This is a genomic window from Aliiroseovarius sp. S1123 (genome assembly GCF_023015885.1).
Lineage (GTDB): Bacteria > Pseudomonadota > Alphaproteobacteria > Rhodobacterales > Rhodobacteraceae > Aliiroseovarius.
This window is the reverse complement of record NZ_JALKBE010000003.1, coordinates 303,480-325,574: the sequence shown is the minus strand read 5'-3', so window position 1 is coordinate 325,574 and position 22,095 is coordinate 303,480. Positions and strand designations below refer to the sequence as shown.

24 protein-coding genes are annotated in these 22,095 nt (G+C 59.7%); 9 read left to right on the top strand and 15 right to left on the bottom strand.

Features of this window, described 5'->3' with window-relative positions:
- Window positions 1-7 precede the first annotated feature (7 nt).
- Genes MWU53_RS08400 through mutT form a run of 3 tightly spaced genes read left to right on the top strand, consistent with a single transcriptional unit; the run spans window position 8 to window position 2,599 of the window.
- Window positions 8-886, top strand: coding sequence for a peptidylprolyl isomerase (locus MWU53_RS08400; RefSeq protein ID WP_247092359.1), 879 nt, complete (start codon window positions 8-10; stop codon window positions 884-886).
- Window positions 887-902: 16 nt separating this feature from the next.
- Window positions 903-2,204: a bifunctional glutamate N-acetyltransferase/amino-acid acetyltransferase ArgJ gene (gene argJ, locus MWU53_RS08395; RefSeq protein WP_247092357.1), complete on the top strand. Its 1,302-nt coding sequence runs from the start codon at window positions 903-905 to the stop codon at window positions 2,202-2,204.
- Window positions 2,201-2,599, top strand: a complete 399-nt coding sequence (mutT, locus tag MWU53_RS08390; protein WP_247092355.1) for an 8-oxo-dGTP diphosphatase MutT — start codon at window positions 2,201-2,203, stop codon at window positions 2,597-2,599. Before argJ ends, mutT begins: the two co-directional genes overlap by 4 nt.
- A gap of 78 nt (window positions 2,600-2,677) precedes the next feature.
- On the opposite strand, the gene infB is transcribed toward mutT, so the two are convergent.
- The 9 genes from infB to pip form a co-directional block, all read right to left on the bottom strand.
- Complete coding sequence (gene infB, locus MWU53_RS08385; RefSeq protein WP_247092353.1) at window positions 2,678-5,176, bottom strand: translation initiation factor IF-2; 2,499 nt, start codon at window positions 5,174-5,176, stop codon at window positions 2,678-2,680.
- The gene (locus MWU53_RS08380; RefSeq protein ID WP_247092351.1) at window positions 5,173-5,814 is read right to left on the bottom strand and encodes an RNA-binding protein; all 642 of its coding nucleotides are present in this window, start codon (window positions 5,812-5,814) and stop codon (window positions 5,173-5,175) included. Before MWU53_RS08380 ends, infB begins: the two co-directional genes overlap by 4 nt.
- A 23-nt stretch (window positions 5,815-5,837) precedes the next feature.
- Window positions 5,838-7,463 (bottom strand): transcription termination factor NusA, encoded by a 1,626-nt coding sequence (gene nusA, locus MWU53_RS08375; protein ID WP_247092348.1) that lies wholly within the window; start codon window positions 7,461-7,463, stop codon window positions 5,838-5,840.
- A gap of 2 nt (window positions 7,464-7,465) precedes the next feature.
- Window positions 7,466-8,050: a ribosome maturation factor RimP gene (rimP, locus tag MWU53_RS08370; RefSeq protein WP_247092346.1), complete on the bottom strand. Its 585-nt coding sequence runs from the start codon at window positions 8,048-8,050 to the stop codon at window positions 7,466-7,468.
- Window positions 8,051-8,177: 127 nt separating this feature from the next.
- On the bottom strand, window positions 8,178-8,792 hold the full coding sequence (locus MWU53_RS08365; protein WP_247092343.1) for a class I SAM-dependent methyltransferase: 615 nt from the start codon (window positions 8,790-8,792) through the stop codon (window positions 8,178-8,180).
- Between the two features lie 22 nt (window positions 8,793-8,814).
- Window positions 8,815-10,359: a glycosyltransferase family 39 protein gene (locus MWU53_RS08360; RefSeq protein ID WP_247092342.1), complete on the bottom strand. Its 1,545-nt coding sequence runs from the start codon at window positions 10,357-10,359 to the stop codon at window positions 8,815-8,817.
- Window positions 10,359-10,679, bottom strand: coding sequence for a lipid-A-disaccharide synthase N-terminal domain-containing protein (locus MWU53_RS08355; protein ID WP_247092340.1), 321 nt, complete (start codon window positions 10,677-10,679; stop codon window positions 10,359-10,361). The genes MWU53_RS08360 and MWU53_RS08355 overlap by 1 nt, the downstream gene beginning before the upstream one ends.
- The gene (locus MWU53_RS08350; protein WP_247092337.1) at window positions 10,676-11,476 is read right to left on the bottom strand and encodes a glycosyltransferase family 2 protein; all 801 of its coding nucleotides are present in this window, start codon (window positions 11,474-11,476) and stop codon (window positions 10,676-10,678) included. The genes MWU53_RS08355 and MWU53_RS08350 overlap by 4 nt, the downstream gene beginning before the upstream one ends.
- Before the next feature lie 100 nt (window positions 11,477-11,576).
- On the bottom strand, window positions 11,577-12,557 hold the full coding sequence (gene pip / locus MWU53_RS08345) for a prolyl aminopeptidase (protein WP_247092335.1): 981 nt from the start codon (window positions 12,555-12,557) through the stop codon (window positions 11,577-11,579).
- A gap of 53 nt (window positions 12,558-12,610) precedes the next feature.
- Here pip and ubiG point away from each other — a divergent pair, with 53 nt between their 5' ends.
- Window positions 12,611-13,360, top strand: a complete 750-nt coding sequence (ubiG, locus tag MWU53_RS08340) for a bifunctional 2-polyprenyl-6-hydroxyphenol methylase/3-demethylubiquinol 3-O-methyltransferase UbiG (RefSeq protein ID WP_247092334.1) — start codon at window positions 12,611-12,613, stop codon at window positions 13,358-13,360.
- A 3-nt stretch (window positions 13,361-13,363) separates the two neighbouring features.
- On the opposite strand, the gene MWU53_RS08335 is transcribed toward ubiG, so the two are convergent.
- The 5 genes from MWU53_RS08335 to MWU53_RS08315 are packed head-to-tail and all read right to left on the bottom strand — an operon-like array spanning window position 13,364 to window position 16,428.
- Complete coding sequence (locus tag MWU53_RS08335; protein WP_247092332.1) at window positions 13,364-14,146, bottom strand: GNAT family N-acetyltransferase; 783 nt, start codon at window positions 14,144-14,146, stop codon at window positions 13,364-13,366.
- On the bottom strand, window positions 14,143-14,589 hold the full coding sequence (locus MWU53_RS08330) for a MarR family transcriptional regulator (RefSeq protein WP_247092330.1): 447 nt from the start codon (window positions 14,587-14,589) through the stop codon (window positions 14,143-14,145). Before MWU53_RS08330 ends, MWU53_RS08335 begins: the two co-directional genes overlap by 4 nt.
- Window positions 14,589-15,407, bottom strand: coding sequence for a carbon-nitrogen hydrolase family protein (locus MWU53_RS08325; protein WP_247092328.1), 819 nt, complete (start codon window positions 15,405-15,407; stop codon window positions 14,589-14,591). The genes MWU53_RS08330 and MWU53_RS08325 overlap by 1 nt, the downstream gene beginning before the upstream one ends.
- Before the next feature lie 3 nt (window positions 15,408-15,410).
- Entirely contained in the window at window positions 15,411-15,668 is a 258-nt protein-coding gene (gene grxC, locus MWU53_RS08320) for a glutaredoxin 3 (RefSeq protein WP_247092326.1), read from the bottom strand.
- Between the two features lie 43 nt (window positions 15,669-15,711).
- Window positions 15,712-16,428 (bottom strand): ComF family protein, encoded by a 717-nt coding sequence (locus MWU53_RS08315; RefSeq protein ID WP_247092324.1) that lies wholly within the window; start codon window positions 16,426-16,428, stop codon window positions 15,712-15,714.
- A gap of 30 nt (window positions 16,429-16,458) precedes the next feature.
- On the opposite strand from MWU53_RS08315, the gene MWU53_RS08310 reads away from it, so the two are divergent.
- The 5 genes from MWU53_RS08310 to MWU53_RS08290 all read left to right on the top strand — a co-directional run bounded on the left by MWU53_RS08310 (window position 16,459) and on the right by MWU53_RS08290 (window position 21,496).
- On the top strand, window positions 16,459-17,289 hold the full coding sequence (locus tag MWU53_RS08310) for an SAM-dependent methyltransferase (protein ID WP_247092322.1): 831 nt from the start codon (window positions 16,459-16,461) through the stop codon (window positions 17,287-17,289).
- Between the two features lie 51 nt (window positions 17,290-17,340).
- Window positions 17,341-18,375 carry a ferrochelatase gene (gene hemH, locus MWU53_RS08305; protein ID WP_247092320.1) on the top strand — a complete coding sequence of 345 codons (1,035 nt, stop codon included), beginning with the start codon at window positions 17,341-17,343 and terminating at the stop codon, window positions 18,373-18,375.
- A 98-nt stretch (window positions 18,376-18,473) separates the two neighbouring features.
- Window positions 18,474-19,031 carry an ATP-dependent protease subunit HslV gene (gene hslV, locus MWU53_RS08300; protein ID WP_247092318.1) on the top strand — a complete coding sequence of 186 codons (558 nt, stop codon included), beginning with the start codon at window positions 18,474-18,476 and terminating at the stop codon, window positions 19,029-19,031.
- The gene (gene hslU / locus MWU53_RS08295) at window positions 19,028-20,335 is read left to right on the top strand and encodes an ATP-dependent protease ATPase subunit HslU (protein WP_247092316.1); all 1,308 of its coding nucleotides are present in this window, start codon (window positions 19,028-19,030) and stop codon (window positions 20,333-20,335) included. The genes hslV and hslU overlap by 4 nt, the downstream gene beginning before the upstream one ends.
- 57 nt (window positions 20,336-20,392) lie before the next feature.
- Window positions 20,393-21,496: an alpha/beta fold hydrolase gene (locus MWU53_RS08290; protein ID WP_247092314.1), complete on the top strand. Its 1,104-nt coding sequence runs from the start codon at window positions 20,393-20,395 to the stop codon at window positions 21,494-21,496.
- Here the strand turns inward: MWU53_RS08290 and MWU53_RS08285 are convergent.
- A complete protein-coding gene (locus MWU53_RS08285; protein WP_247092312.1) occupies window positions 21,493-22,095 on the bottom strand; it encodes a Smr/MutS family protein in 603 nt (200 codons plus the stop codon). The two genes, MWU53_RS08290 and MWU53_RS08285, sit on opposite strands and share 4 nt — an antisense overlap.

The window sequence follows — 22,095 nt, the reverse complement described above, 5'->3', positions numbered from 1 at the left end:
TATTTTCATGATTTATCGCCACGCGGCCGCCTTTGGCTTCGCCCTCTCGCTGACTTTGGGTGCGCCTGCCTTTGCGCAGGAAACCGCAACCGAAGACGCAATGCCCAAGGTTGAGGTCCAGGCTGACACCGTTTTGGCGATCGTCAACGGTGAGAATATCACCGTGGCACATGTGATCGCTGCCCGTCAGGGGCTTGCGCAGCAGTATCAGCAGCTGCCCGATGACGTGCTGTTCCCCGGCCTGGTCGAACAGCTGATCCAGCAGACCGTACTGGGTCAGGCCGCAGACGAAATCAGCCGCCGGAACGAGATCATTCTGGAAAACACCCGCCGCGAAATGGCCGCTGCCCAGCAGGTTGATGCGATTGTCTCCGAGGCCGTGACCGAAGACGCCCTGCAGGCCGCCTATGACGCGCAATATGCAGATGCCGAACCCACGAAAGAGTTCAGCGCCGCGCATATTCTGGTCGCCACCGAAGACGAAGCGAAAGAGCTGATCACCAAGCTGGACGGTGGTGCGGACTTTGCCGAGCTGGCGAAAGAGTTCTCGACCGGCCCGTCGGGCCCCGGTGGCGGAGATCTGGGCTGGTTTGGTCCCGGTATGATGGTGAAGCCATTTGAAGACGCCGTTTTCGCGCTTGAGACAGGTGCCGTTTCCGCCCCCGTCCAGACCCAGTTCGGTTGGCACGTGGTCAAGCTGAACGACACCCGCATGGTCGGCGCCCCCGAACTTGATGAAGTTCGCGGCGAACTTGCCGCTCAGATCGAAAACGATGCGGTTGAAAATGCCCTTCAAACGCTGCTGGATGGTGCAACAATCGAACGTACTGCGCTGGAGGGGATCGACCCCGCCGTTTCGCGTGATATGACACTGTTGGACAACTGATCTTTAGAGGACAAAGATGGGCAAGACGGCGAAAATTAATAAGCTGAAGAAGAAGGTATCGAAGCTGAAGGCCAAGCTGGCTGCAGCAGACGATCACACACATAAGGTTTCGCCGCTTGCGCCCGCGAACTTTCCCGACCTGCCCGTGATTGCCGGGGCCAAGTTCTCGGCGGTCAAGGCGGGTGTGAAATACAAAGATCGGCTGGATGTAATGCTGGCCGAGCTTCAACCGGGCACCTCGATTGCTGGCGTCTTTACCACATCCGCCACTCGCTCGGCCCCGGTTCTGGATTGTCAGGCCAAGCTGGGCGGTGCATCGGATAAGGGTGCGGCCTTCTTGGTCAACGCAGGCAACTCGAACGCTTTCACCGGCGCCGCTGGGGATGGGTCGGTTGCGGCCATTACTGGGGCCGTGGCCAGCGCGCTGGATGTCCCGCAGGAACGCGTTTTCACCGCCTCGACCGGCGTGATTGGCGAACCACTGCCCCATGACCGCATCACCGCCAAAATCGACGAGCTGAAGGGGCTTCTAACCCCCGACGCGATGCAGGACGCTGCCCAAGCGATCCGCACCACCGACACCTTCCCCAAAGGCGCCAAGGCCGAGGTGAAGATCGGCGACCGGATCGTACATATCGCGGGGATCGCCAAGGGCTCGGGCATGATTGCACCGGATATGGCGACGATGCTGGTGTTCATCTTCACCGACGCGAAAATCGCACAGGCAGACCTGCAGGCGATGCTGTCGGAGCTGAACGAAGACAGCTTCAACGCGATCACGGTGGACAGCGACACCTCGACCTCGGACACGCTGCTGCTGGCGGCGACGGGGGCTTCGGGTGTTGAGGTTGACCAGACCAACGCCGCCTTCCGCGCCGCCTTGAACGAGGTGATGCTGGATCTGGCCCATCAGGTTGTCCGCGACGGCGAAGGTGCCACGAAATTCGTCGAGGTCCGCGTGACTGGCGCGAAATCGAATGCAGACGCCAAGGTGCACGCGCTCGCCATTGCCAACTCGCCATTGGTGAAAACCGCTGTGGCGGGCGAAGATCCCAACTGGGGCCGCGTCGTGGCGGCGATCGGCAAATCCGGCGCCTATGCCGACCGCGATCTTCTGACGATCCGCTTTGGGGATACTTTGGTGGCTGAAAAAGGCTGGGTCTCGCCCGCCTATCGCGAGGAAGATGGCGCGGATTACATGAAGCAAGACGACCTGCTAATCGACGTCGATTTAGGGGTTGGCGAGGGCACGGCCACCGTCTGGACCTGCGATCTGACCCACGCCTATATCCAAATCAACGCGGACTATCGCTCGTGAAAACCATCCTTGTTTCTGCCGTCGCGCTGATCGACCCGGACGGGCGGATCCTGCTGGCCCAACGGCCCGAGGGGAAATCCATGGCAGGCCTGTGGGAGTTTCCGGGCGGGAAGGTGGAACAGGGTGAGACACCCGAGGCCGCACTGGTCCGTGAACTGCACGAAGAACTAGGGATCGAGACGTGGAACTCCTGCCTTGCCCCCCTGTCCTTCGCCAGCCACAGCTATGATGATTTTCATCTGCTGATGCCGCTGTTTGCCTGTCGCAAGTGGAACGGTACGCCGACCCCGCGTGAAGGGCAGGTGCTGAAATGGGCGCGGGTGAACCAGCTGCGCGACTACCCGATGCCGCCCGCTGACATCCCGCTGATCCCGGTGCTGCGCGAGCTTCTGTGAGCCGTTAACTCGCAACAAAACATGCAAAAAGGGGACGGAAAACCGTCCCCTTTTCTTATTCATCACTCGGCGGTGCGATTAGTCCAGCGTACGCTCGACTTCTTCGCGTTCGAAGATCTCGATCACGTCATTCGGACGGATGTCGTCGTAGTTTTCAAACGCCATACCGCATTCCTGACCGGACAGAACCTCTTTCACTTCGTCTTTGAAGCGCTTCAGGGTCTTCAGCGTGCCTTCGTGGATCACCACGTTGTCGCGCAGCAGGCGCACGCCAGCCGAACGGCGGGCAACACCTTCGGTGACCAGACAGCCAGCAACCTTGCCGACGCCCGACACCTTGAAGACTTCGCGGATTTCGGCGTAGCCGATGAAGTTCTCGCGAACCTCTGCCGACAACAGACCCGAGGCCGCCGCTTTCACGTCATCCACAAGGTCATAGATGACCGAGTAGTAACGGATCTCGACGCCTTTTTGGTTGGCCGAGTTACGGGCCGAGGCGTTTGCACGGACGTTGAAGCCGATAACCGGCGCGCCCGAGGCTTCCGCCAGACCCACGTCGGTTTCGGTGATCGCGCCCACACCATAGTGCAGCACACGCACGCGGACTTCGTCGTTGCCGATTTTTTCCATCGCCTGAACGATGGCTTCGGCCGAACCCTGAACGTCGGCTTTGACCAGGATCGGCAGCTCGGCCACATCCTTATCGGCTTTCGCCTTCGCCATCATCTGTTCCAGCGTGGTCGCAGCACCGGCAGCGGCGCGTTTGTCCTTGGCGGCTTGTTCACGATACTCGGCAATTTCACGTGCCTGAGCTTCGGTGTCCACCACGTTCAGAACGTCACCTGCTTCGGGCGTGCCATTCAGACCCAGAACCTCGACCGGAACCGAGGGGCCAGCTTCTTTCACGCGCTCACCGTGGTCGTTGACCAGCGCACGGACCTTACCCCACTGCTCGCCCACGACGAAGATATCGCCCTGTTTCAGCGTACCGTTCTGCACCAGAACGGTGGCAACCGGACCACGGCCCACGTCAAGCTGAGCTTCGATCACGGCACCGGATGCGGCGCGGGTCGGGTTGGCCTTCAGTTCCAGAATTTCCGACTGCAGCGCGATGGCTTCCAGCAGTTCATCCAGACCGGCACCGGTGATGGCGGACACTTCAACGTCTTGCACTTCGCCCGACATCTTCTCGACGATCACTTCATGCTGAAGCAGCTCGGCGCGGACCTGATCGGGGTTCGCGGTCGGCTTGTCGCATTTGTTGATCGCAACGATCATCGGAACACCAGCCGCTTTCGCGTGGTTGATGGCTTCGATGGTCTGCGGCATGACGCTGTCGTCAGCAGCCACAACCAGAACAACGATGTCCGTCACCTGCGCACCACGGGCACGCATCGAGGTAAACGCGGCGTGGCCGGGCGTATCCAGGAAGCTCAGCGTTGCGCCGCTATCGGTTTTCACCTGATAGGCACCGATGTGCTGCGTGATGCCGCCAGCTTCGCCAGCGGTTACCTTCGCATCGCGGATCGCATCCAGAAGCGAGGTCTTGCCGTGGTCAACGTGACCCATGATCGTGATGATCGGGGCGCGGTCTTTCAGGTCTTCCTCTTTGTCTTCAACAGAGTCGATCACGTCTTCAACATCCGCATCCGAAACGCGAACGATCTTGTGACCGAACTCTTCAATGATCAGTTCCGCGGTGTCGGCGTCGATGGCTTGGTTCTGCGTCACCATCATGCCCATTTTCATGAGCGACTTCACGACATCAGCAACGCGTTCGGCCATACGGTTGGCCAGTTCCGAAACAACAATGGCTTCGGGAACCTGAACGTCGCGGATAATCTTTTCCCGCTCGACATTCTCACCCATGGCTTTCTGGCGTGCGCGCTCTTGCTTACGACGCATCGACGCAACCGAGCGCTGACGGCCATCGCCACCACGCATCGCTTGGTTCACGGTCAGCTTGCCCGAACGGCGACCATCATCACGGCTACCTTTGCCACGGTTCTGGCGTTCGGTGGCACCGCCACGATCGTCTTTCTTACGCGGCGCGGACGACGGTTTGCCGGGGCCACGCTGTTCAGCAGCCTGCGCCGCAGCCGGATCAGCGGCCGGGGCAGCCGGAGCTGGTTTCGCGCGGGTCTTGGCTTCTTCAGCTTCGCGCTTCTTGCGCGCTTCTTCTTCTGCCTTGGCTTTCAGCGCCTCTTCGCGCTCGCGCTCTTCGCGTTCCTTGGCTTCGGCTTCTTCGCGACGGCGCTTACGCTCTTCATCGCGGGCTTTTTCTTCGGCTACGCGCTTTTCAGCTTCCTCGACTTCGCGGGCCTTGGCAGCCTGAAGCGCCTTCATGCGGCGTTCCATTTCGGCATCCGAAATCCCGGCGGGACGCTTGCGCGGATCTCCACCTGCGGGTGCCTTACCCGAACCACCAGCTGCCGCACCCGGCTTGGGCACGACAACGCGCTTGCGTTTCGTTTCGACCACGACGTTCTTGGTGCGCCCGTGGCTGAAGCTTTGCTTCACCTGGCCGGGGCGGCTTCCGCGCAGGCCAAGGGTCTTTTTGCCGTCATTATCGCTCATCTGGTCTTCGTACCTTTCCGGCGAGCCTTCCCGCCGTCGTTGTCTTGCACAACACGCATCGCTGTCAGTTTCTGGGCTTCCTCTACAACACGAGAGGCCAAACCGCCAGACGCAAGCGCGCCATGTATCACATTTTCACGTCCAAACGCCAAACCCAGCTCGTCGCCAGTCAGACATTCGATAAACCGTCCCTCTTCGCGGGGCGGTCTGAGTTTCGACTTGCCGCGCTCGGACCCGTCCGAGGCCTGGATCAGAACATGCGCCTGATCTTTCATCAGCCAGTCTTTAACTTTCTCATACCCGGCGACCGCCTGACCCGCTTTGCGCGCCATTGCGATCAGATGCGTCACCCGATCGGCGTAGCTACGCTCGAGCAGATCAAGAAGGCCATCTGGCACGGTGACCGGCTTGCGCGCGGCGCGCGAAAACAGGCCTTTCTTGATCGCCGTGGCAATCGCAGCACGGTTTGCAGCGACATAGATCCCACGACCCGGCAGCTTGCCCAAAAGGTCAGGCACCACCATGTCATCCGGCCCCACCACAAAGCGGATCAACCCGGCCTTAGGCTGAGTTTCTCCGGTTGCGATGCAACGCCGTTCGGGCTCTTCCGGCCGCTTATTATGTCCACCACGCGTCATGCGTTGCCCTTTCAGACCTGAGATCAGGCCTCGGCCTCTTCTTCAGCGGCCTCAGCTTCTTCTTCACCTTCGGCAGCTTCCGCTTCCAGTTCAGCCGGATCGACCCACCCCAGAATGATGCGGGCGGTCATGACCATGTCCTGCGCCTCTTCCAGCGAGATGCCGAACTTTTCAAGCGACCCATCGTCCTTGATGCGCTCGCCGTCTACGGTGGTCCAGCCACCAGCCAGTTCCCAGTCCGCACAGGTTGCGAAATCTTCCAGCGACTTCACGCCATCTTCAGCCAGGGCTTCGACCATCTGAGCCGTCAGACCTTCGAACGCGATCAGGCTGTCTTCGACACCCATCGCACGGGCGTTTTCCAACGCTTTGGCGGCCTGAGCTTCCAGATATTCACGGGCACGGGTCTGCAGTTCGTTGGCGGTGCCTTCGTCGACACCGTCGATAACCAGCAGTTCGTCCACCTCGACATAGGCGACTTCTTCCAAGTTGGTGAAGCCTTCCGAGACCAATAGCTGGGCAAAGAACTCGTCCAGATCAAGGGTATCCATGAACAACGCGGTGCGTTCAGCGAATTCTTTCTGGCGACGTTCGCTTTCTTCAGCTTCGGTCAGGATGTCGATATCAAGCTTCGTCAGCTGGCTTGCCAGACGCACGTTCTGACCGCGGCGGCCAATGGCCAGCGACAGCTGTTCATCTGGAACAACAACTTCGATCTTGCCGGCTTCTTCGTCCAGAACAACCTTGGACACTTCGGCAGGCTGAAGCGCGTTCACCAGGAAGGTCGGCTGATCTTCATTCCACGGAATGATGTCGATTTTCTCGCCCTGAAGCTCGTTCACGACGGCCTGTACACGCGAACCACGCATACCAACACAGGCACCCACCGGGTCGATCGACCCGTCATAGGAAATCACTGCGATCTTGGCGCGCGAACCGGGGTCACGGGCCACGGCTTTGATCTCGATGATGCCGTCATAGATTTCCGGAACTTCCATCTTGAACAGCTCGGCCATGAATTCAGGCGCGGTGCGCGACAGGAAGATCTGCGGGCCACGGGCTTCGCGGCGCACATCCTTGATGTAGCAACGGATACGGTCGTTCGGGCGATAGCTTTCGCGGCCGATCTTCTCATTACGGCGCAGGATGGCTTCGCCAGCACCCACATCCACGATGACGTTGCCGTATTCTTCGCGCTTGACCTGACCGTTGATGATGGTACCGGCACGATCTTTGAACTCTTCGTACTGACGATCACGTTCGGCTTCGCGCACCTTCTGCAGGATCACCTGCTTGGCAGACTGGGCAGCGATACGACCCATTTCGACCGGCGGAACCTCTTCGCTGTACACGTCGCCCACTTCGGGGTTTTCCATGTACTGCTTGGCCTGATCGACGGTGAACTCGGCCTGATAGTTTTCCAGATCTTCATCGGCGACGACGGTACGCACGCGGGTGAAGGTGGCGCGACCGGTCTTGCGGTCGATGGTCACGCGAATGTCCATTTCCGCGCCGTAGCGCGACTTGGCCGCACGGGCCAGACTTTCTTCCATCGCTTCGATGACCAGCGCAGGGTCGATCATCTTCTCGCGGGCCACGGCCTCGGCTGTTTGCAGAAGCTCAAGCTGGTTAGCAGAAGTAATTGCCATTCTCAGTCCTCCTCGGAACCGGTGATTTCTTGAATTTCGTCAAATTGGGCTTCGTCGATCTGGCCCGCATCCTTACGCTGACGCAGCGCCTCGCGGATCAGTTCGTCGGTCAAGACCAGCTTGGCATCCGCCAGCCAATCATAATCGAGGCCAATGGTGACCTCTTCGCCCTGGTTCTCGATTTCGATCAGAACCTCGTTTCCTTCAACGCCTGCAAGGTTGCCCTTGAAGCGCTTGCGTCCGTCGATCAGTTCAGACGTTTCGATCTTGGCGACATAGCCCGACCACACGTCGAAATCCTTCAGACGGGTCAGCGGACGGTCGATGCCGGGCGAGCCGACCTCAAGCGTATAGTTGTCTTCGATCGGGTCTTCGACATCCAGGATCGCGCTAATCGCGGTCGAGATCTGGGCGCAGTCATCAACTTCAATCCCGCCTTCCGGACGCTCGGCCATGATCTGCAGCGTGGGCGTATTGCCGCCCATCAGACGCAGACGCACCAGCTCGAACCCCATGTCTTCAATCACGGGGCCGACAATTTCAGCCAGACGACGGTCAATCGCGGATTTTGCAACAAGGTTGCTCACACGTATCTCCAAAACAAAAAAACGGGCCAGCGGGCCCGTCGGATTTATCCGGTGGAGCTTCGGGGGTGGAGGCCGAAGCGCCGCTGTTGAAAAGGGATATAGGGGAAAGCGGGCGAGTCTGCAAGCCTTACGCGCTTGGCTTCTTTGCGATCAGGAAAAGCGCCGTGATTTTGCCCTTCGGGCGCCAGTCTTCGATGATCTCGAACCCGGCGTCGCGCATCATCTGGCGCAAGTCATCCTCGGTGAACCACGCAAGGTGCGGAAACTTGCCCAGCGCCTGACCAATCGGCGCGACAAGCTTGAGCCACCAGATGCTCCCGACGCAGGTGGTCGAGCTGACGAACAGCCCGCCGGGCTTCAAGGCGTCATACATTTTGTCAATCGCCGCCTTCGGATCGGCCAGCAAATGCAGCGCGGAATGGGCCTGCACCATGTCAAAGCTGCCGGACTCCGGCGGCATCTCGTCGACATCTGCGACCTGAAAGCTCAGGTTTTCCGGGGCATCTTTTGCCTGTGCGATCTCGATCATCCGCTCCGAGATATCGACCGCCAGATACTGCGCCACATGCGGCGCATGCAGGATCGCGGTGCTGCCAGTTCCACAGCCGATTTCTAGAACGGACATGTCGGGCCGGAAATGATCCCGCGTCAGCTTCAGCTTGTGTTCATAAGACGCCATATCCGCAATCGGATCCTTGGCGTATTTGTCGGCGATCTCGTCCCAAAACTTGGCTTTTTGCATTGAGATATCCCTTTGCGACGCGTCAGCGCAGCAGGTCTGCCGCGCGCCAAATACCGTAGGCTTTTCCGCGATACACGATAGTCTGTTGGGGCCTCAGGTCAAACGCCACCGCGTCTTCGCGGGCCACAACCAGTCCATCCGGTTGGGACGCGGCCCACTCAAGGATGTCCGCTTGGCTGTTGGGCAGATAGACGGGCGTCTCAAACCGCGCGAGGAAGTTAAACTCAGCATGATACTTGTCGCCGAAATAGGCGATTTGGTGCCCCGGACGACCCTCGAACGCCGACACGAACGCATCCATGCGATACTGCGGCAAGGTGGGCGTTGTGCTGATCCCGACATTGACGACGGCGATCAACGCCAGCGACCAGACCGTCGCTGCCTGCACAGATCCCACAACCCAGCCACCCAAGGCGACCAAGGCCAGCGCGACCAGCGCCAAGGCCAGCGTGCCGGGTGCGGTGGAAATCTCGGCCGTGTCGATCAGGCCAAATCCAAGCAGGACCGCAAGGACAAGCGCACCAATGGCGATCAACGGCGTGGACCAGTCCAGCGCGCGCCGCCAAGTGACCCGACCAAGCGCCGACGCGACAAGCAGCGCCAACACCGGCATCTCGGGCACGAGGTAATGCGCCTGCTTGCTGCCAATCAGGCTGAACAGAAGAAGCGCGGACAGACCCGCCACCAGAAGAAAGCGATCACCCATATCGCGCCCAGCGCCACGCACGCCTTTCCAGAAGTTCAGGTTGAACCCCCACGGGAACAGATAGACGGGCACCAGCATCAGGAAGAACCAGAAGGGCCGGGCGTGATCAAAGACGTTGCTGACGCGTCCGGCGGATTGCTTCCACAGGATCTCGTGACGATAGGCATCTCCGCCCAAAATGATGGCGGGCAGCAGCCAGCACAGGATAATCGCCAAGCCAACCGCCAGCGCAATCCCCATACCCCGAAACAGCAGGCCGCCCGCAGGCCGGGCATTTTTGCTCCACAGAGGAAACGCGATCAGGGCAGGGGCGATATGGAACAGGATGACCGGCCCCTTGGCCAGCACGCCCACGCCAATCGCGACCCCAACCAAAAGCCACGCCCGCAGTGTGCCCTGCCGCACCCCCTGCCAGATCCCGATCAGCCCGGTCAAAGACGCCGTGGTCAACAGGGCGTCAAACATCGTCAGGCTGGTATATATGGTATAGGCGATCAGCGACGGAAGAATGATCGCGGCGCGGGTGGCAACGTCCGTCCGATCCGGGAACAGATGACGCCCCAGACGATAGGTCAGGTAGATGTTGAAGATCGCGAAGGCGGGCGCAACAAGGCGCGCTGACAGCTCTTCAACCCCGGTAAAGAACCACGCAAGATTGATCAGCCAGAACAGCAGGGGCGGCTTGTGGCCGTAAAGCTCGCCATTCTTCGTCGGAACAAAATAGTCCCCCGAGAGGTACATCTCCCATGCGACGGACACGTACCGCGTTTCGTCAATCGGAAAGAGCGGGCGCAGGAGCACCCCAAGAATAATGACCGCTGCAAACAGAACGGCGACAGACGCGATACTGGCAGGTCTCATTAAGTCTTCTCGGACATCGAGCTTGGTTTGGTGCGATAGATCAGCATCAGGTTACGCACATAGACGATCACGCCCATCGACTGGCCCAGAATGAACACCACGTCCTTGCGATAAATCGCGTAGGACAGCAGCAACAACCCGCCCACAATGGAAATCCACCAAAAGGCTACTGGCACATAGGAATGGCCTGCGCGTTCGGAGGCGATCCACTGCACGATGAAGCGGGCCGAGAACGACAGCTGCGCCGTCAGGCCCAGCGCGACCCACCAGAACTCGGTCCAGTCGCCAATGGACAGGAATTGAAAAACCGCCTCTTTCATGCGCTCGGCCCACTCGAGGCAATGATCTTGACGTCGTTGCGGCGTACCTTTTTGCGACGGCGGATCAGCCATGACACGGCCAACAGGTCCGAAATCCCCACCAAAGCCCGATTCAAGTTATTATACTTGGACTGGCCCGCTTCCCGGTGACGGTGCGTGATGTCGACGTGATCAATCTTCCAGCCATCGCGCAGGAACAGCGCGGGCAGATAGCGGTGCATGTGATCGAAATAAGGCAGCGCCAGAAACGCCTGACGGCGATAGGCCTTCAGACCACAGCCCGTATCGCGCGTTCCATCTTTCAACAAAGCCCCCCGCAGCCAGTTGGCAAATTTGGACCCCCAACGTTTGGCCAGCGTATCATTCCGCTTGGCGCGTTGTCCTGCGACCAAGGCCAGCTCGGGGTCTGCATCCAGAAACTTCGCCAACAGGCCTGCAATCTGGTCGGGCGGGTTCTGCCCGTCTCCGTCCAGCGTAACGATGAAATCGGACTTTGCGACCAACACCGCAGAATGCACCGCTGCCGACTGCCCGGCCGAGCTTGCGTGCTGCACGATCTGCAACTTGGGAATGTCCGCCTGAAGCGCCTTCAGGATTTCCAGCGTACGATCATCCGATCCGTCATCCGTCACGAAGATGGGCGGCTCGCCCAGATCCAAGGTGGCGGCATAGCATTCGCGCAGAAAACCTTCGGCCACTTCCTCTTCATTCTTCATGGGAATGACCAACGCAAAATCGAGCGTCGAGATACGTTCTTCGAGTGTTGGGGACGTATTCCCGGATGAAGAGTGTGTCATGACGATGATCCCAGCTTCCACAAAAAGGCACAACTGCCGATGGATTGATCCGGGCTTACAATGGAACATGCGCGATTGAAAGTCATAATGACCCACGCCCCTACGAGGCGTGACTAACCGCCAACTTCTCCATCGTCGTCACCAGCTCGTCCGCAATACCGCGTTCCGACAGGGCGTGTCCGGCAAGATGGATCATCCGCAGATCGGATGCGGGCCAGCGGCGGTGCAGCTCCCACGACATCTTCGGCGGGCAGATCATATCATGGCGGCCTTGCACGATGGTGCCGGGGATATGCGCGATGCGTTCCATGTCACGCAGGATCTTGCCGTCTTCATCCAGAAAGGCGCCGTGCCGGAAATAGTGGTTCTCCAACCGGGCGAACGCGCGGGCGTATTCTGCCGGGCTGTCAATCGTCACACCTATATTGTGGATCGAGGCCAGCGCGTTTTCCCACCCTGTCCACGCGCGGGCAAAGCGCGCTTCTTCGGCATAGTTGCCCGAGAACAAACGCCGGTGATAGGCGGAGATCATATCGTGACGCTCGGCCTCGGGGATCAGGGTCTCAAAGCGGTCCCACAGCTCGGGCCAGAACCGCCCAGCGCCGCCGCCATAGAACCAGTCGAGCTCGGATTTCGTGGCAAGAAACACGCCACGCAGCACCAAATGCGCCACGCGCGACGGGTGCGCCTGCGCGTAAATCAGGGACAGCGTCGCGCCCCAGCTTCCGCCAAATACAATCCAGCGATCAATGCCCAACATAGTGCGGATCTGTTCAATGTCGCGCACCAGATGCCACGTTGTGTTGTGATCAATACTGGCATGCGGACGCGACCGGCCACAGCCGCGCTGGTCAAACAGGATGATGTGATAGAGCCGTGGGTTAAAGAACCGCCGCATCGCGGGCGAAGATCCGCCACCCGGTCCGCCGTGCAAAACAACCACCGGAATACCGTCGGGATTGCCCGATTGTTCCACATAGATCTTGTGGCCGTCGCCCACATCCAGCATATGCCGGTTAAACGGGTCGATCGGAGGATACAACCTTGCGGCTGCGCTGTTTTTTCCTGCGGCCTTATCCATATGACCTCTATATAATGACCACAACGCGCCCGCCATCAGAAAGAAGGTATCCGATGACTGCCGAAAACCAGACCACCGTCGATCCTGCCGAAGTCGCCAAATTCGAGGCCATGGCCGCCGAATGGTGGGACCCCACGGGCAAGTTCAAACCGCTTCACATGATGAACCCGGTGCGTCTGGATTATATCACAAACCAAATCGCCGCTGAATTTGGTCGCGATCTGAACGATGTCGAGCCATTCAAGGGTCTGCGTTTGCTGGACATCGGCTGTGGTGGTGGCCTGCTGTCCGAACCCATGGCGCGTCTTGGCGCCACTGTCATTGGCGCGGACGCCGCGGCGGGCAACATCCCGGTCGCACAGGTCCATGCCGAGCAGATGGGATTGGACATTGATTACCGCAATTGCACCGCCGAAAGCCTTGCCGCGGCAGGCGAGCAATTCGACGTGGTCCTGAACATGGAAGTGGTCGAGCACGTCGCCGACCCGCTGGCCTATCTGACCGCCTGCCAACAGCTGTTGAAACCGGGCGGGCTGATGGTCGCCTCGACTATGAACCGCAATCCGAAAAGCTATTTTGTGGCCATTATCGGCGCCGAACACATCATGCGTTGGTTGCCCAAAGGCACACATGAATGGTCGAAATTCATCACCCCGGACGAGCTGGCCGACCTGATCGCCACCGCCGGTCTGAATGTGGTGGATCGCATGGGCATGGTTTTCAACCCGCTGGGGTGGAGCTGGTCGCTGTCGTCTCAGGATCTTTCGGTGAACTACGCGATGACCTCGGTAAAGCCAAAATAGTCTCTATTCCGTGGGCCGATAGGCGGAGATTGTAGTTTCCGCCAAAGCAAACCCGGCGCGGCGATACAGCCGTCCGGCATCCGTATCCGCATTCGCCACGATCACCGGAAGCGCGTCTGGCGCGCGCGACCTAGCCCAATCCAGACAGGCGCATAGAAGGGCAGCGCAGATCCCTTGCCGCCGATGATCTTTGTGGGTTTGCACCGACTGATAGCGGATCAGGCGCTGATCGTGGAAAACGCCCATATCGCCGACCAAGGTATCGCCCTTGAAAGCACCAAACCATTGCCCCAACCCTCGGGCAATCAACGCCCGCCGCGTGGCACTGTGTCCGGCCAAATACGTGTCTAATCCAGCCTCAGGCAGCCCATCTTCGATATGCTGATCCTTGGCGATCGCCTCGGATTGGTGCCAGTCACTTGGCGTTTGGAAGGGGCGAAGCGTGACACCCGCGGGCGCCGCGCTTCGGCGCAGGGGGCCAGTCAGGGTCAGGGTATCCGCCTGCTCCACCGTCAGGCCGGTTCCATCAAACATCGCCACGATCTTTGCCCGGTCCAGTCCCGGAATATCCCATCCGATACAGATGTGGCGCGCCTGGGGAAGATCGGTGTGGAAGTGATCGAGATGCGCCTTGGCGTCATCCAGAACGGTGCGGAAAATCACGCGGTTTCCAAACCAGAAATTCGGCTCGGACGGGGTGATCTGTACAAAGCGATCGGGGTGGGTGTCCAACCTGTACCGGCTGGATTGCACCAATAGGTCAGTGGTGAACTCAAGCGCGTTCATTCAACGTCGCTAAGGATCCTACGCATTTCGCGTAAGACTGGCAGCACGTTGCGCACGTTTTCCGCCCCGATCTGACGTACCATATTCGAGATGATTGGCGTGATTGCCGCCAGCGCCGCATCCCGTGCCGCCTTGCCCGACGGCGAAATCGTGACGAACTTGCGCCGTGCGTCGTCCCAGTCGGGTCGGATATGCACATGCCCCGCCCATTCCAGCTTGTTCAGCGTGTTTGTCATCGCGCCGCGCGTGACGTGAAACGACTTGGCCAGCTGCGCAGGGCTTTTTTCCTCGCCCACGCGCGCGAGGTGATTCAGCACGGAAAAATGGCTCAGCTCCATACCTTTCGGCAGCGCTTTTGACAGGCGGTTACGCGCCAGCTGGTCGGCCATGAACATCTCGCTGAACAGGGCGACAGACAGGGTTTCGGCAGAGCTTTCGGACATCAGGGGCCTTTGAATTCTCGATCATGCGTCAGAGACGGGACGCGTTGGCGCGACCTTCCCACGTCTGCAAGGTCAAGATCAACCATTGTGATGCCCGGTGCGACACCTGCGTCGGCCAAAACATCGCCCCAGGGCGACACAACCAAGGAATGCCCATAGGTCGCGCGCTTCGGCCCATGCTGCCCGCACATCGCCGGGGCCAGAATAAACACACCGTTTTCAATCGCTCGGGCGCGGAGCAGGCTTTCCCAATGCGCCGCCCCGGTGACGGGGGAAAACGCGGCAGGCACCGTGATGATCTGCGCGCCAGCTTTGGCCAAAGCACGATAGAGATGCGGGAAGCGCATGTCATAGCAGATGGTCATGCCAATCGGGCAGAACTCGGTCTGGGCCACGACGGCGCGGTCTCCGGGGCGATAACCAGCGCTCTCACGATAGCTTTCCGTCTCGTCGATCTGCACATCAAACATGTGGATCTTGTCATAACGCGCGACAATGTCACCAAGCGGAGAGATCATGAAAGACCGGTTGGCAAAGCGCCCGTCCGGGTCGTCGGTTTTCAGCGCAAGCGATCCGATCAACAGCCAGATGCCCAACGCGTGCGCCTCGTATCTCAGGGCAGCCAGCGTGGGATCATCTTGTTCGTGGTGCAAAACGTCTTGTTGGTGGCGGCGGCTGGTCGAGATGATGTTCGACACCTCGGGCGTCAAAACAAACTCCGCCCCGTCTTGCGCCGCCTGCCGGATCATGTCGCGCAGTGGCCCAAGGTTCGCGGCCGGATCATCCCCGGCCGTAAACTGGATCAGCGCGACGCGCATGGCTCAGCCCGCCAGCAGCGGATCAAGCTTCCCGCTGCGCTCGAGGTCATACAGGTCATCGCATCCACCCACGTGGATATCGCCAACAAAGATCTGCGGCACGGTGTGGCGGCCATTGGCGCGCGACATCATTTCCTGCCGTTTGGTTGGCTGCATCAACACGTTGATCTCGTCAAATTCGACGTTCTTGCTGTTCAAAAGGCGCTTGGCGGCGTGGCAAAACCCGCAAAGCGGCGAGGAATAGATGGTGACAGGCTGCATCAGAGGCTCCGTACGAGGGATCTGGGAATAGGTTTACAGCCAGTTAGGCATCGCGCGCAACGCGCGCAAGGGACAGAACCTTCACGGATGCGGCACCGGCACGAATTGCCGCATGCGCCGCCGCATGAAATGTCGCGCCCGAGGTCATGACGTCATCCAGCAACAGAACATCGCGCCCCTGTAAGGTTTTGCCGTGCTTTGGATGTGGCGCAATAGCGTGATCCATGTTGGCAAAGCGATCCTCAGCACTCATCCCATCATGCATGGCGGTGCGGCGCGGGCGGATCAGGGCTTGTGGTGCGTGCTCCAACCCGGTTTCGCGCGCCAAGGCCCGCGACAGTTCGGCCGATTGGTTATAGCGCCGCTTCAATCGACGGGTCCAATGGATGGGAATGGGGATGATTAGCAGGTCATCGTGCAGGATATCCTGTGCCGCGCGGGCCAGCCACGGGGCGAAACTGCGGGCAAGCTCGGGCCGGTCGCCGTGTTTCAAGGCAAGGATCATCCGACGCGCGTTGCCGCGATAGAGCAGGGCGGATCGGCCCTGTGTCCACGGTCGCGCCCGCGTCATGCACGTGTCGCAATGCACGATGCCGTCCTCATCTTCACCGGGCAGGGGTTCGCCACACAGATCGCAGGACAACCCGCTGATAAACGGCGTATCCCGCCAGCAGTCCGGGCACAGCGCAAAGTCGGTATCTGTCGGTGCATCGCAACTGACGCATTGCGGCGGATAGATCAGATGCAGCGCTGATTGCATTTTCGCCCTTTCCAACTATGGTCCGCCGCCATGAGACTGCCTGACGACACACCGCCCAAGCTGACCAACCGCGCCCAACTGGTGCAAAACCGCCGCCGCGCGACGGCGGATGGCATGTTCCTGCAAGAACTGGCCGCGGATGAGGTGAAGGATCGCCTGACAGAGGTTAACAGAACGTTTACCAAGCCTGCGATCGTCACCGGTTTTCCCGAAGTGTGGGCCGAAAGCTTCCCAGACGCGGTGATTGTCCCCGATGATGACATCCTGTCGCTGGAACCGGGCGCGCATGATCTGGTGATCCATGGGCTGTCGCTGCATTGGGCCAACGACCCGGTGGGACAGATCATCCAAAGCCGTCGCGCGTTGATCAATGACGGGCTGTTCATGGGGGTGATGTTTGGCGGGCAAACCCTGTCCGAGCTCCGCGCCATTTTGTCCGAGGTCGAGGTCGCGCGCACCGGCGGCCTATCCCCGCGCGTCGTCCCAATGGGCGAGATCCGCGACCTTGGTGCGCTCTTGCAGCGTTCGGGACTTGCGCTGCCCGTCGCCGACAGCGCTGTGCGGCAGGTGACATACGCGGACACCTATGCCCTGATGCGCGACCTGAAGGCGATGGGAGAGCGAAATGCGCTGGATCAGAGACTGATGTCCCCCCTGAATCGCGCTTTCTTTGACGACGTCAAAACCCGCTATGCCCAGCACTTCCCAGCAGATGACAACCGCATCACCGCCAGTTTCGAGATGATCTTTTTGACCGGCTGGGCGCCCGATGAAAGCCAGCAAAAACCGCTGCGCCCAGGATCCGCCGCAGCCCGCCTGGCGGACGCCCTGGGCACGGACGAGACCAAATTGTCCAATTGACCTGAAATATATTCTGTTTAAGTGATCTGAGACGCGAACAAGGACGTAGCCATGATTATGCAAAAGCCCACGGATCATCCCACACTCCCCGCCCGCAAAGTCGGCGTTCTGTTCGCCAATCTTGGTACGCCCGATGGTTACGACTATTGGCCGATGCGCCGTTATCTGAACGAGTTCCTGTCAGACCAGCGGGTGATCGACTATCCGGCGTGGAAATGGCAACCGCTTCTGCAGACCATCATCCTGACGAAACGCCCGTTTTCCTCGGGCGAAGCGTATAAGTCGATTTGGAATGAAGAGCAGAACGAAAGCCCCTTGATGACCATCACCAAGGCGCAAATCACCAAGCTTCGCGCCGCATTGGAAGCCAAATACGGTGCCGAAGTCATGGTCGATTTCTGCATGCGCTATGGCAATCCGTCGACCAAATCGAAGGTTCAAGAAATGGTGGCTGCGGGCTGTGACCGCATCCTCTTTTTCCCGCTCTATCCGCAATATGCCGGCGCCACGATGGGCACCGCAAACGACCAGTTCTTCCGCGCCCTGATGGAAGAAACCTGGCAACCCGCGTCGCGCACGATCGAACCCTATTTCGACGATCCCGCCTATGTCGATGCTTTGGCGCAGTCGGTGGAAAAGGGCTATGCCGCGATGGACAAGAAGCCCGACTTGCTGGTCGTGTCCTATCACGGGATGCCGAAACGCTATTTGATGCAGGGCGACCCCTATCATTGCCAATGCCAGAAAAGCACCCGCCTGTTGAAAGAGCGTCTGGGCTGGTCCGACGACGCCATTACCACCACCTTCCAGTCGGTGTTTGGCCCGGAAGAATGGCTGAAACCCTATACGGTCGAGGAAGTCGCCCGTCTGGCTGAAACCGGCAAGAAGAACATCGCCGTTATCGCGCCCGCGTTTTCCGCCGATTGCATCGAGACGCTGGAAGAAATTCAGGAAGAAATCCAAGAGGCCTTCGTCGAGGCCGGAGGCGAAAGCTTCACCTATATTCCCTGCCTGAATGACGACGACGCCCATATCGACGCGCTGATTGGCGTGGCCGAGCGTAATCTGGGTGGCTGGCTGGAATAAGCCCACGCAAATCTGAATAAACGGCGCTTCGCTCAGGCCAATGCTTGTGCGCCGTGTCGCCCGTGTCCATATAGGATGAAACCGAATTTGGAGGCGACATGGCAGAAAGCGAATTTCCCGGCTGGCATGGCACGACAATCATTGGCGTGCGCAAAGGTGGCAAGGTTGTGATTGCAGGCGACGGGCAGGTCAGTCTGGGTCAGACCGTGATCAAGGGCACCGCACGGAAAGTGCGGCGGCTGTCCCCCGGCGGGTTTGATGTTGTGGCCGGATTTGCGGGTTCAACCGCGGATGCCTTCACGCTGCTGGAACGTCTGGAAACCAAGCTGGAAGCGACGCCCGGCCAACTGGCCCGCGCCTCGGTCGAGCTGGCAAAGGACTGGCGCACCGACAAATATCTGCAAAAGCTGGAAGCGATGCTGATCGTCACCGACGGCAAGGATCTGTTCGTGATCACCGGTGCAGGTGACGTGTTGGAGCCTGAACATGACGTGGCTGCGATTGGATCGGGCGGAAACTTCGCGTTGGCCGCCGCACGCGGCTTGATGGAGGGCGACCTAGACGCCGAAACCGTCGCGCGCAAAGCCATGGCGATCGCCGCCGATATCTGTGTCTATACCAACGGAAACCTGACGGTTGAGGAGATCAGCCAATGACCGATCTGACCCCGCGCGAGATTGTATCCGAGCTTGACCGTTTCATTATCGGCCAGAACGACGCCAAACGCGCCGTCGCCGTGGCGCTGCGCAATCGCTGGCGTCGCAAGCAGTTGGCGGATGACCTGCGCGATGAAGTCTATCCGAAGAATATCTTGATGATCGGGCCTACTGGTGTCGGTAAAACCGAGATTAGCCGCCGCTTGGCAAAGCTCGCCCGCGCGCCGTTTCTGAAGGTCGAAGCCACCAAGTTCACCGAAGTCGGCTATGTCGGCCGTGACGTGGAACAGATCGTACGTGATCTGGTGGACGCTGCCATCATCCAAACCCGCGAGCATATGCGCGAAGACGTGAAGGCCCGCGCCGAACAGGCCGCCGAAGATCGCGTGATCGAAGCCATCGCCGGCACGGATGCCCGGGACGCCACACGCGAGATGTTCCGCAAGAAGCTGCGTACCGGCGAATTGGACGACCACGAGATCGAGCTGGAAATTGCCGATACCTCGAACCCGATGCAGATGCTCGACGTGCCGGGTCAACCGGGGCAGGGCATGGGAATGCTGAATCTGGGCGACATGTTCGGCAAGGCTTTCGGTGGGCGCACGATTAAGAAAAAGATGACCGTGCGTGACAGCTATGACGTGCTGATTTCCGACGAGGCCGACAAGCTTCTGGACGATGAAACAGTCACTAAATCTGCGCTAGAAGCGGTTGAGCAAAACGGCATCGTCTTTCTGGACGAGATCGACAAGGTCTGCGCCCGCACCGAAAACCGCGGTGGCGATGTCAGCCGCGAAGGTGTGCAGCGTGACCTGCTGCCGCTGATCGAGGGCACCACTGTCTCGACCAAGCACGGCGCGGTGAAAACGGACCACATCCTGTTCATCGCCTCGGGCGCTTTCCATGTCGCCAAACCCTCGGACTTGCTGCCGGAACTTCAGGGCCGTCTGCCGATCCGCGTCGAACTGCGTGCCCTGACCGAAGAGGATTTCGTGCGCATCCTGACCGAAACCGATAACGCGCTGACCCGCCAGTACACCGCCCTGATGGGCACCGAAGACGTAACGGTCAGCTTCACCGATGATGGCATCGCGGCGCTTGCCAAGATCGCCGCCGAGGTGAACCAAAGTGTGGAAAACATCGGCGCGCGGCGGCTTTATACCGTGTTGGAGCGCGTCTTTGAAGAGCTCAGTTTCTCGGCTCCGGATCGTGGTGGGGAAGAGGTGGTCGTGGACAATGCCTTTGTCGATAAGCACCTCGGCGCGCTTATGACCTCGACCGACGTCAGCCGCTACGTGCTTTAACCTAGGCAGGGGCGGGTTCTTCAGCTAATCAAGAGCTGTATTTAAGGAGCCTGCCCAATGCGTTCTCTGGTGCGCTTTCTGGTTTTTACTATTGTTTTGGCGCTTTCCGCCTGTGCCCCGCGCGGCACCATCACCTATTTCCCGGGCGCCGGACAGATCGGCGATGTGCGAAACATCTTTGTCGCCTCGACCCGCGAACTTGATGAAGATGGCGCACCTACGAGCAATCGGGGTGGCGAGCTTTTGTTCGGGCATGTTGGGGTTTCGATCCCCGAAATCCGCGAACCGGGCGAGATTAATTGGCCTGGGCGTAAGACCCCGGACCCCGCTCAGCATTTCCTTGTCGACAATTACGAACAATACACCTCGCGACACGCATTCGAGGCCGCAATGGCGCGCGCCCTGCGCGGTCGACGTGGTGAAGAACGCACAGCAACCGTGTTTGTTCACGGCTTCAATAACCGTTTTTCGGAAGGGCTCTATCGCTTTGCGCAGCTGAACGCGGATCTGGATCTGCCTTTCCTGCCCGTACACTATTCCTGGCCCAGCGCGGGGCACCCGCTTGGATACGGGTATGATCGCGATTCGATGCTCTATGCACGTGATGGGCTTGAGGCGACATTGCGGTCGGTATCCCGGTCCGGTGTGGATGAAGTTCTGCTGGTGGGCCATTCGATGGGCGCGCTTCTGTCGATGGAGGCCCTGCGCCAGATGGCGATTGCGGACGGCCAGAAGGGGCTAAGCAAAATCGGCGGTGTCGTCCTGATCTCGCCCGATATCGATCTGGATCTGTTCCGGCAGCAAGCAAAGCGCATTGGGGAACTGCCGCAACCGTTCTTTATCTTCACATCCTCTCGCGACCGCGCGTTGCAGCTGTCTGCCCGCTTGACCGGCCAGACCACGCGGCTTGGCAACAACACGGATGTAGAAGAGCTGGCAGATCTGGACGTGACGCTGGTTGACCTGTCCGCCTTCTCAGATGGCGAGGCCGACCACAGCGTCGCCTTCGCGTCGCCCGCGTTCTTGCGCCTGATCAACAGCATCCCGAATCTGTCTGCCGCAATCAGTGCCAGCCCAACCGTTCAACCCGGCCTGTTGCCCGGAACGGTCCTGGTGGTTCAGAACGCAACCCGCTTGGTGATCCCAAACAGCACGCCCTAACGCTGTCTGCGCAGATAGACATAGTAGGCGCCTTGGCCTCCATGCTTCAAATGCGCTTCAGTGATTTGAAGAACGTGTTGGCGCAGGGGTGCCGTATTCAGCCAATGCGGCACCTGATGGCGCAGAACGCCATGACGCACGGGGATCGGTCCACCCTCATCTTTGTTTTTTCCTTTGCCGGTGATCACCAAAACAAGCCGCCGGTCGGCGTCAATCGCGTTCAGGATAAACCGCGTCAGCGTCGGATGCGCCTGCGCGATGGTCATGCCGTGCAGGTCGATCCGCGCCTCGGGCGACAGACGGCCCTTCTTCATTTTGCCGAAGGTCTTGCGATCCATTGCAACCGGAGCGGTCGCGATATGATCGCGCATGGATGGTGCCAGATCGTTGGGATTTCCGGGTTTCTTTCCCCGCTCACCCACACGAAATCTCGGGTGGGTCACCTTGACCGGTTTGGGTGGCTTTTGAATGGGTTCGGCTGAAATAGTCTCGGTTTTCTCGCGCGACGGCTTGGGCGGGCGCAGCCGGATCGTGCTGTCCGCCACCTTTTGCCACAGCGCTTTGTCGTCCTCGGTCAGTTTCTTGGGCCGCTTCGCCAT

What these genes read in the sequence shown, in the direction of transcription:
- MWU53_RS08400 (WP_247092359.1), top strand. Translation starts at nt 8, where the DNA reads ATGATTTATCGCCACGCGGCCGCCTTTGGCTTCGCCCTCTCGCTGACT.
- argJ (WP_247092357.1), top strand. Translation starts at nt 903, where the DNA reads ATGGGCAAGACGGCGAAAATTAATAAGCTGAAGAAGAAGGTATCGAAG.
- infB (WP_247092353.1), bottom strand. Translation starts at nt 5,176, where the DNA reads ATGAGCGATAATGACGGCAAAAAGACCCTTGGCCTGCGCGGAAGCCGC.
- MWU53_RS08380 (WP_247092351.1), bottom strand. Translation starts at nt 5,814, where the DNA reads ATGACGCGTGGTGGACATAATAAGCGGCCGGAAGAGCCCGAACGGCGT.
- nusA (WP_247092348.1), bottom strand. Translation starts at nt 7,463, where the DNA reads ATGGCAATTACTTCTGCTAACCAGCTTGAGCTTCTGCAAACAGCCGAG.
- MWU53_RS08365 (WP_247092343.1), bottom strand. Translation starts at nt 8,792, where the DNA reads ATGCAAAAAGCCAAGTTTTGGGACGAGATCGCCGACAAATACGCCAAG.
- MWU53_RS08360 (WP_247092342.1), bottom strand. Translation starts at nt 10,359, where the DNA reads ATGAGACCTGCCAGTATCGCGTCTGTCGCCGTTCTGTTTGCAGCGGTC.
- MWU53_RS08355 (WP_247092340.1), bottom strand. Translation starts at nt 10,679, where the DNA reads ATGAAAGAGGCGGTTTTTCAATTCCTGTCCATTGGCGACTGGACCGAG.
- MWU53_RS08350 (WP_247092337.1), bottom strand. Translation starts at nt 11,476, where the DNA reads ATGACACACTCTTCATCCGGGAATACGTCCCCAACACTCGAAGAACGT.
- pip (WP_247092335.1), bottom strand. Translation starts at nt 12,557, where the DNA reads ATGGATAAGGCCGCAGGAAAAAACAGCGCAGCCGCAAGGTTGTATCCT.
- ubiG (WP_247092334.1), top strand. Translation starts at nt 12,611, where the DNA reads ATGACTGCCGAAAACCAGACCACCGTCGATCCTGCCGAAGTCGCCAAA.
- MWU53_RS08335 (WP_247092332.1), bottom strand. Translation starts at nt 14,146, where the DNA reads ATGAACGCGCTTGAGTTCACCACTGACCTATTGGTGCAATCCAGCCGG.
- MWU53_RS08330 (WP_247092330.1), bottom strand. Translation starts at nt 14,589, where the DNA reads ATGTCCGAAAGCTCTGCCGAAACCCTGTCTGTCGCCCTGTTCAGCGAG.
- MWU53_RS08325 (WP_247092328.1), bottom strand. Translation starts at nt 15,407, where the DNA reads ATGCGCGTCGCGCTGATCCAGTTTACGGCCGGGGATGATCCGGCCGCG.
- grxC (WP_247092326.1), bottom strand. Translation starts at nt 15,668, where the DNA reads ATGCAGCCTGTCACCATCTATTCCTCGCCGCTTTGCGGGTTTTGCCAC.
- MWU53_RS08315 (WP_247092324.1), bottom strand. Translation starts at nt 16,428, where the DNA reads ATGCAATCAGCGCTGCATCTGATCTATCCGCCGCAATGCGTCAGTTGC.
- MWU53_RS08310 (WP_247092322.1), top strand. Translation starts at nt 16,459, where the DNA reads ATGAGACTGCCTGACGACACACCGCCCAAGCTGACCAACCGCGCCCAA.
- hemH (WP_247092320.1), top strand. Translation starts at nt 17,341, where the DNA reads ATGATTATGCAAAAGCCCACGGATCATCCCACACTCCCCGCCCGCAAA.
- hslV (WP_247092318.1), top strand. Translation starts at nt 18,474, where the DNA reads ATGGCAGAAAGCGAATTTCCCGGCTGGCATGGCACGACAATCATTGGC.
- hslU (WP_247092316.1), top strand. Translation starts at nt 19,028, where the DNA reads ATGACCGATCTGACCCCGCGCGAGATTGTATCCGAGCTTGACCGTTTC.
- MWU53_RS08290 (WP_247092314.1), top strand. Translation starts at nt 20,393, where the DNA reads ATGCGTTCTCTGGTGCGCTTTCTGGTTTTTACTATTGTTTTGGCGCTT.
- MWU53_RS08285 (WP_247092312.1), bottom strand. Translation starts at nt 22,095, where the DNA reads ATGGCGAAGCGGCCCAAGAAACTGACCGAGGACGACAAAGCGCTGTGG.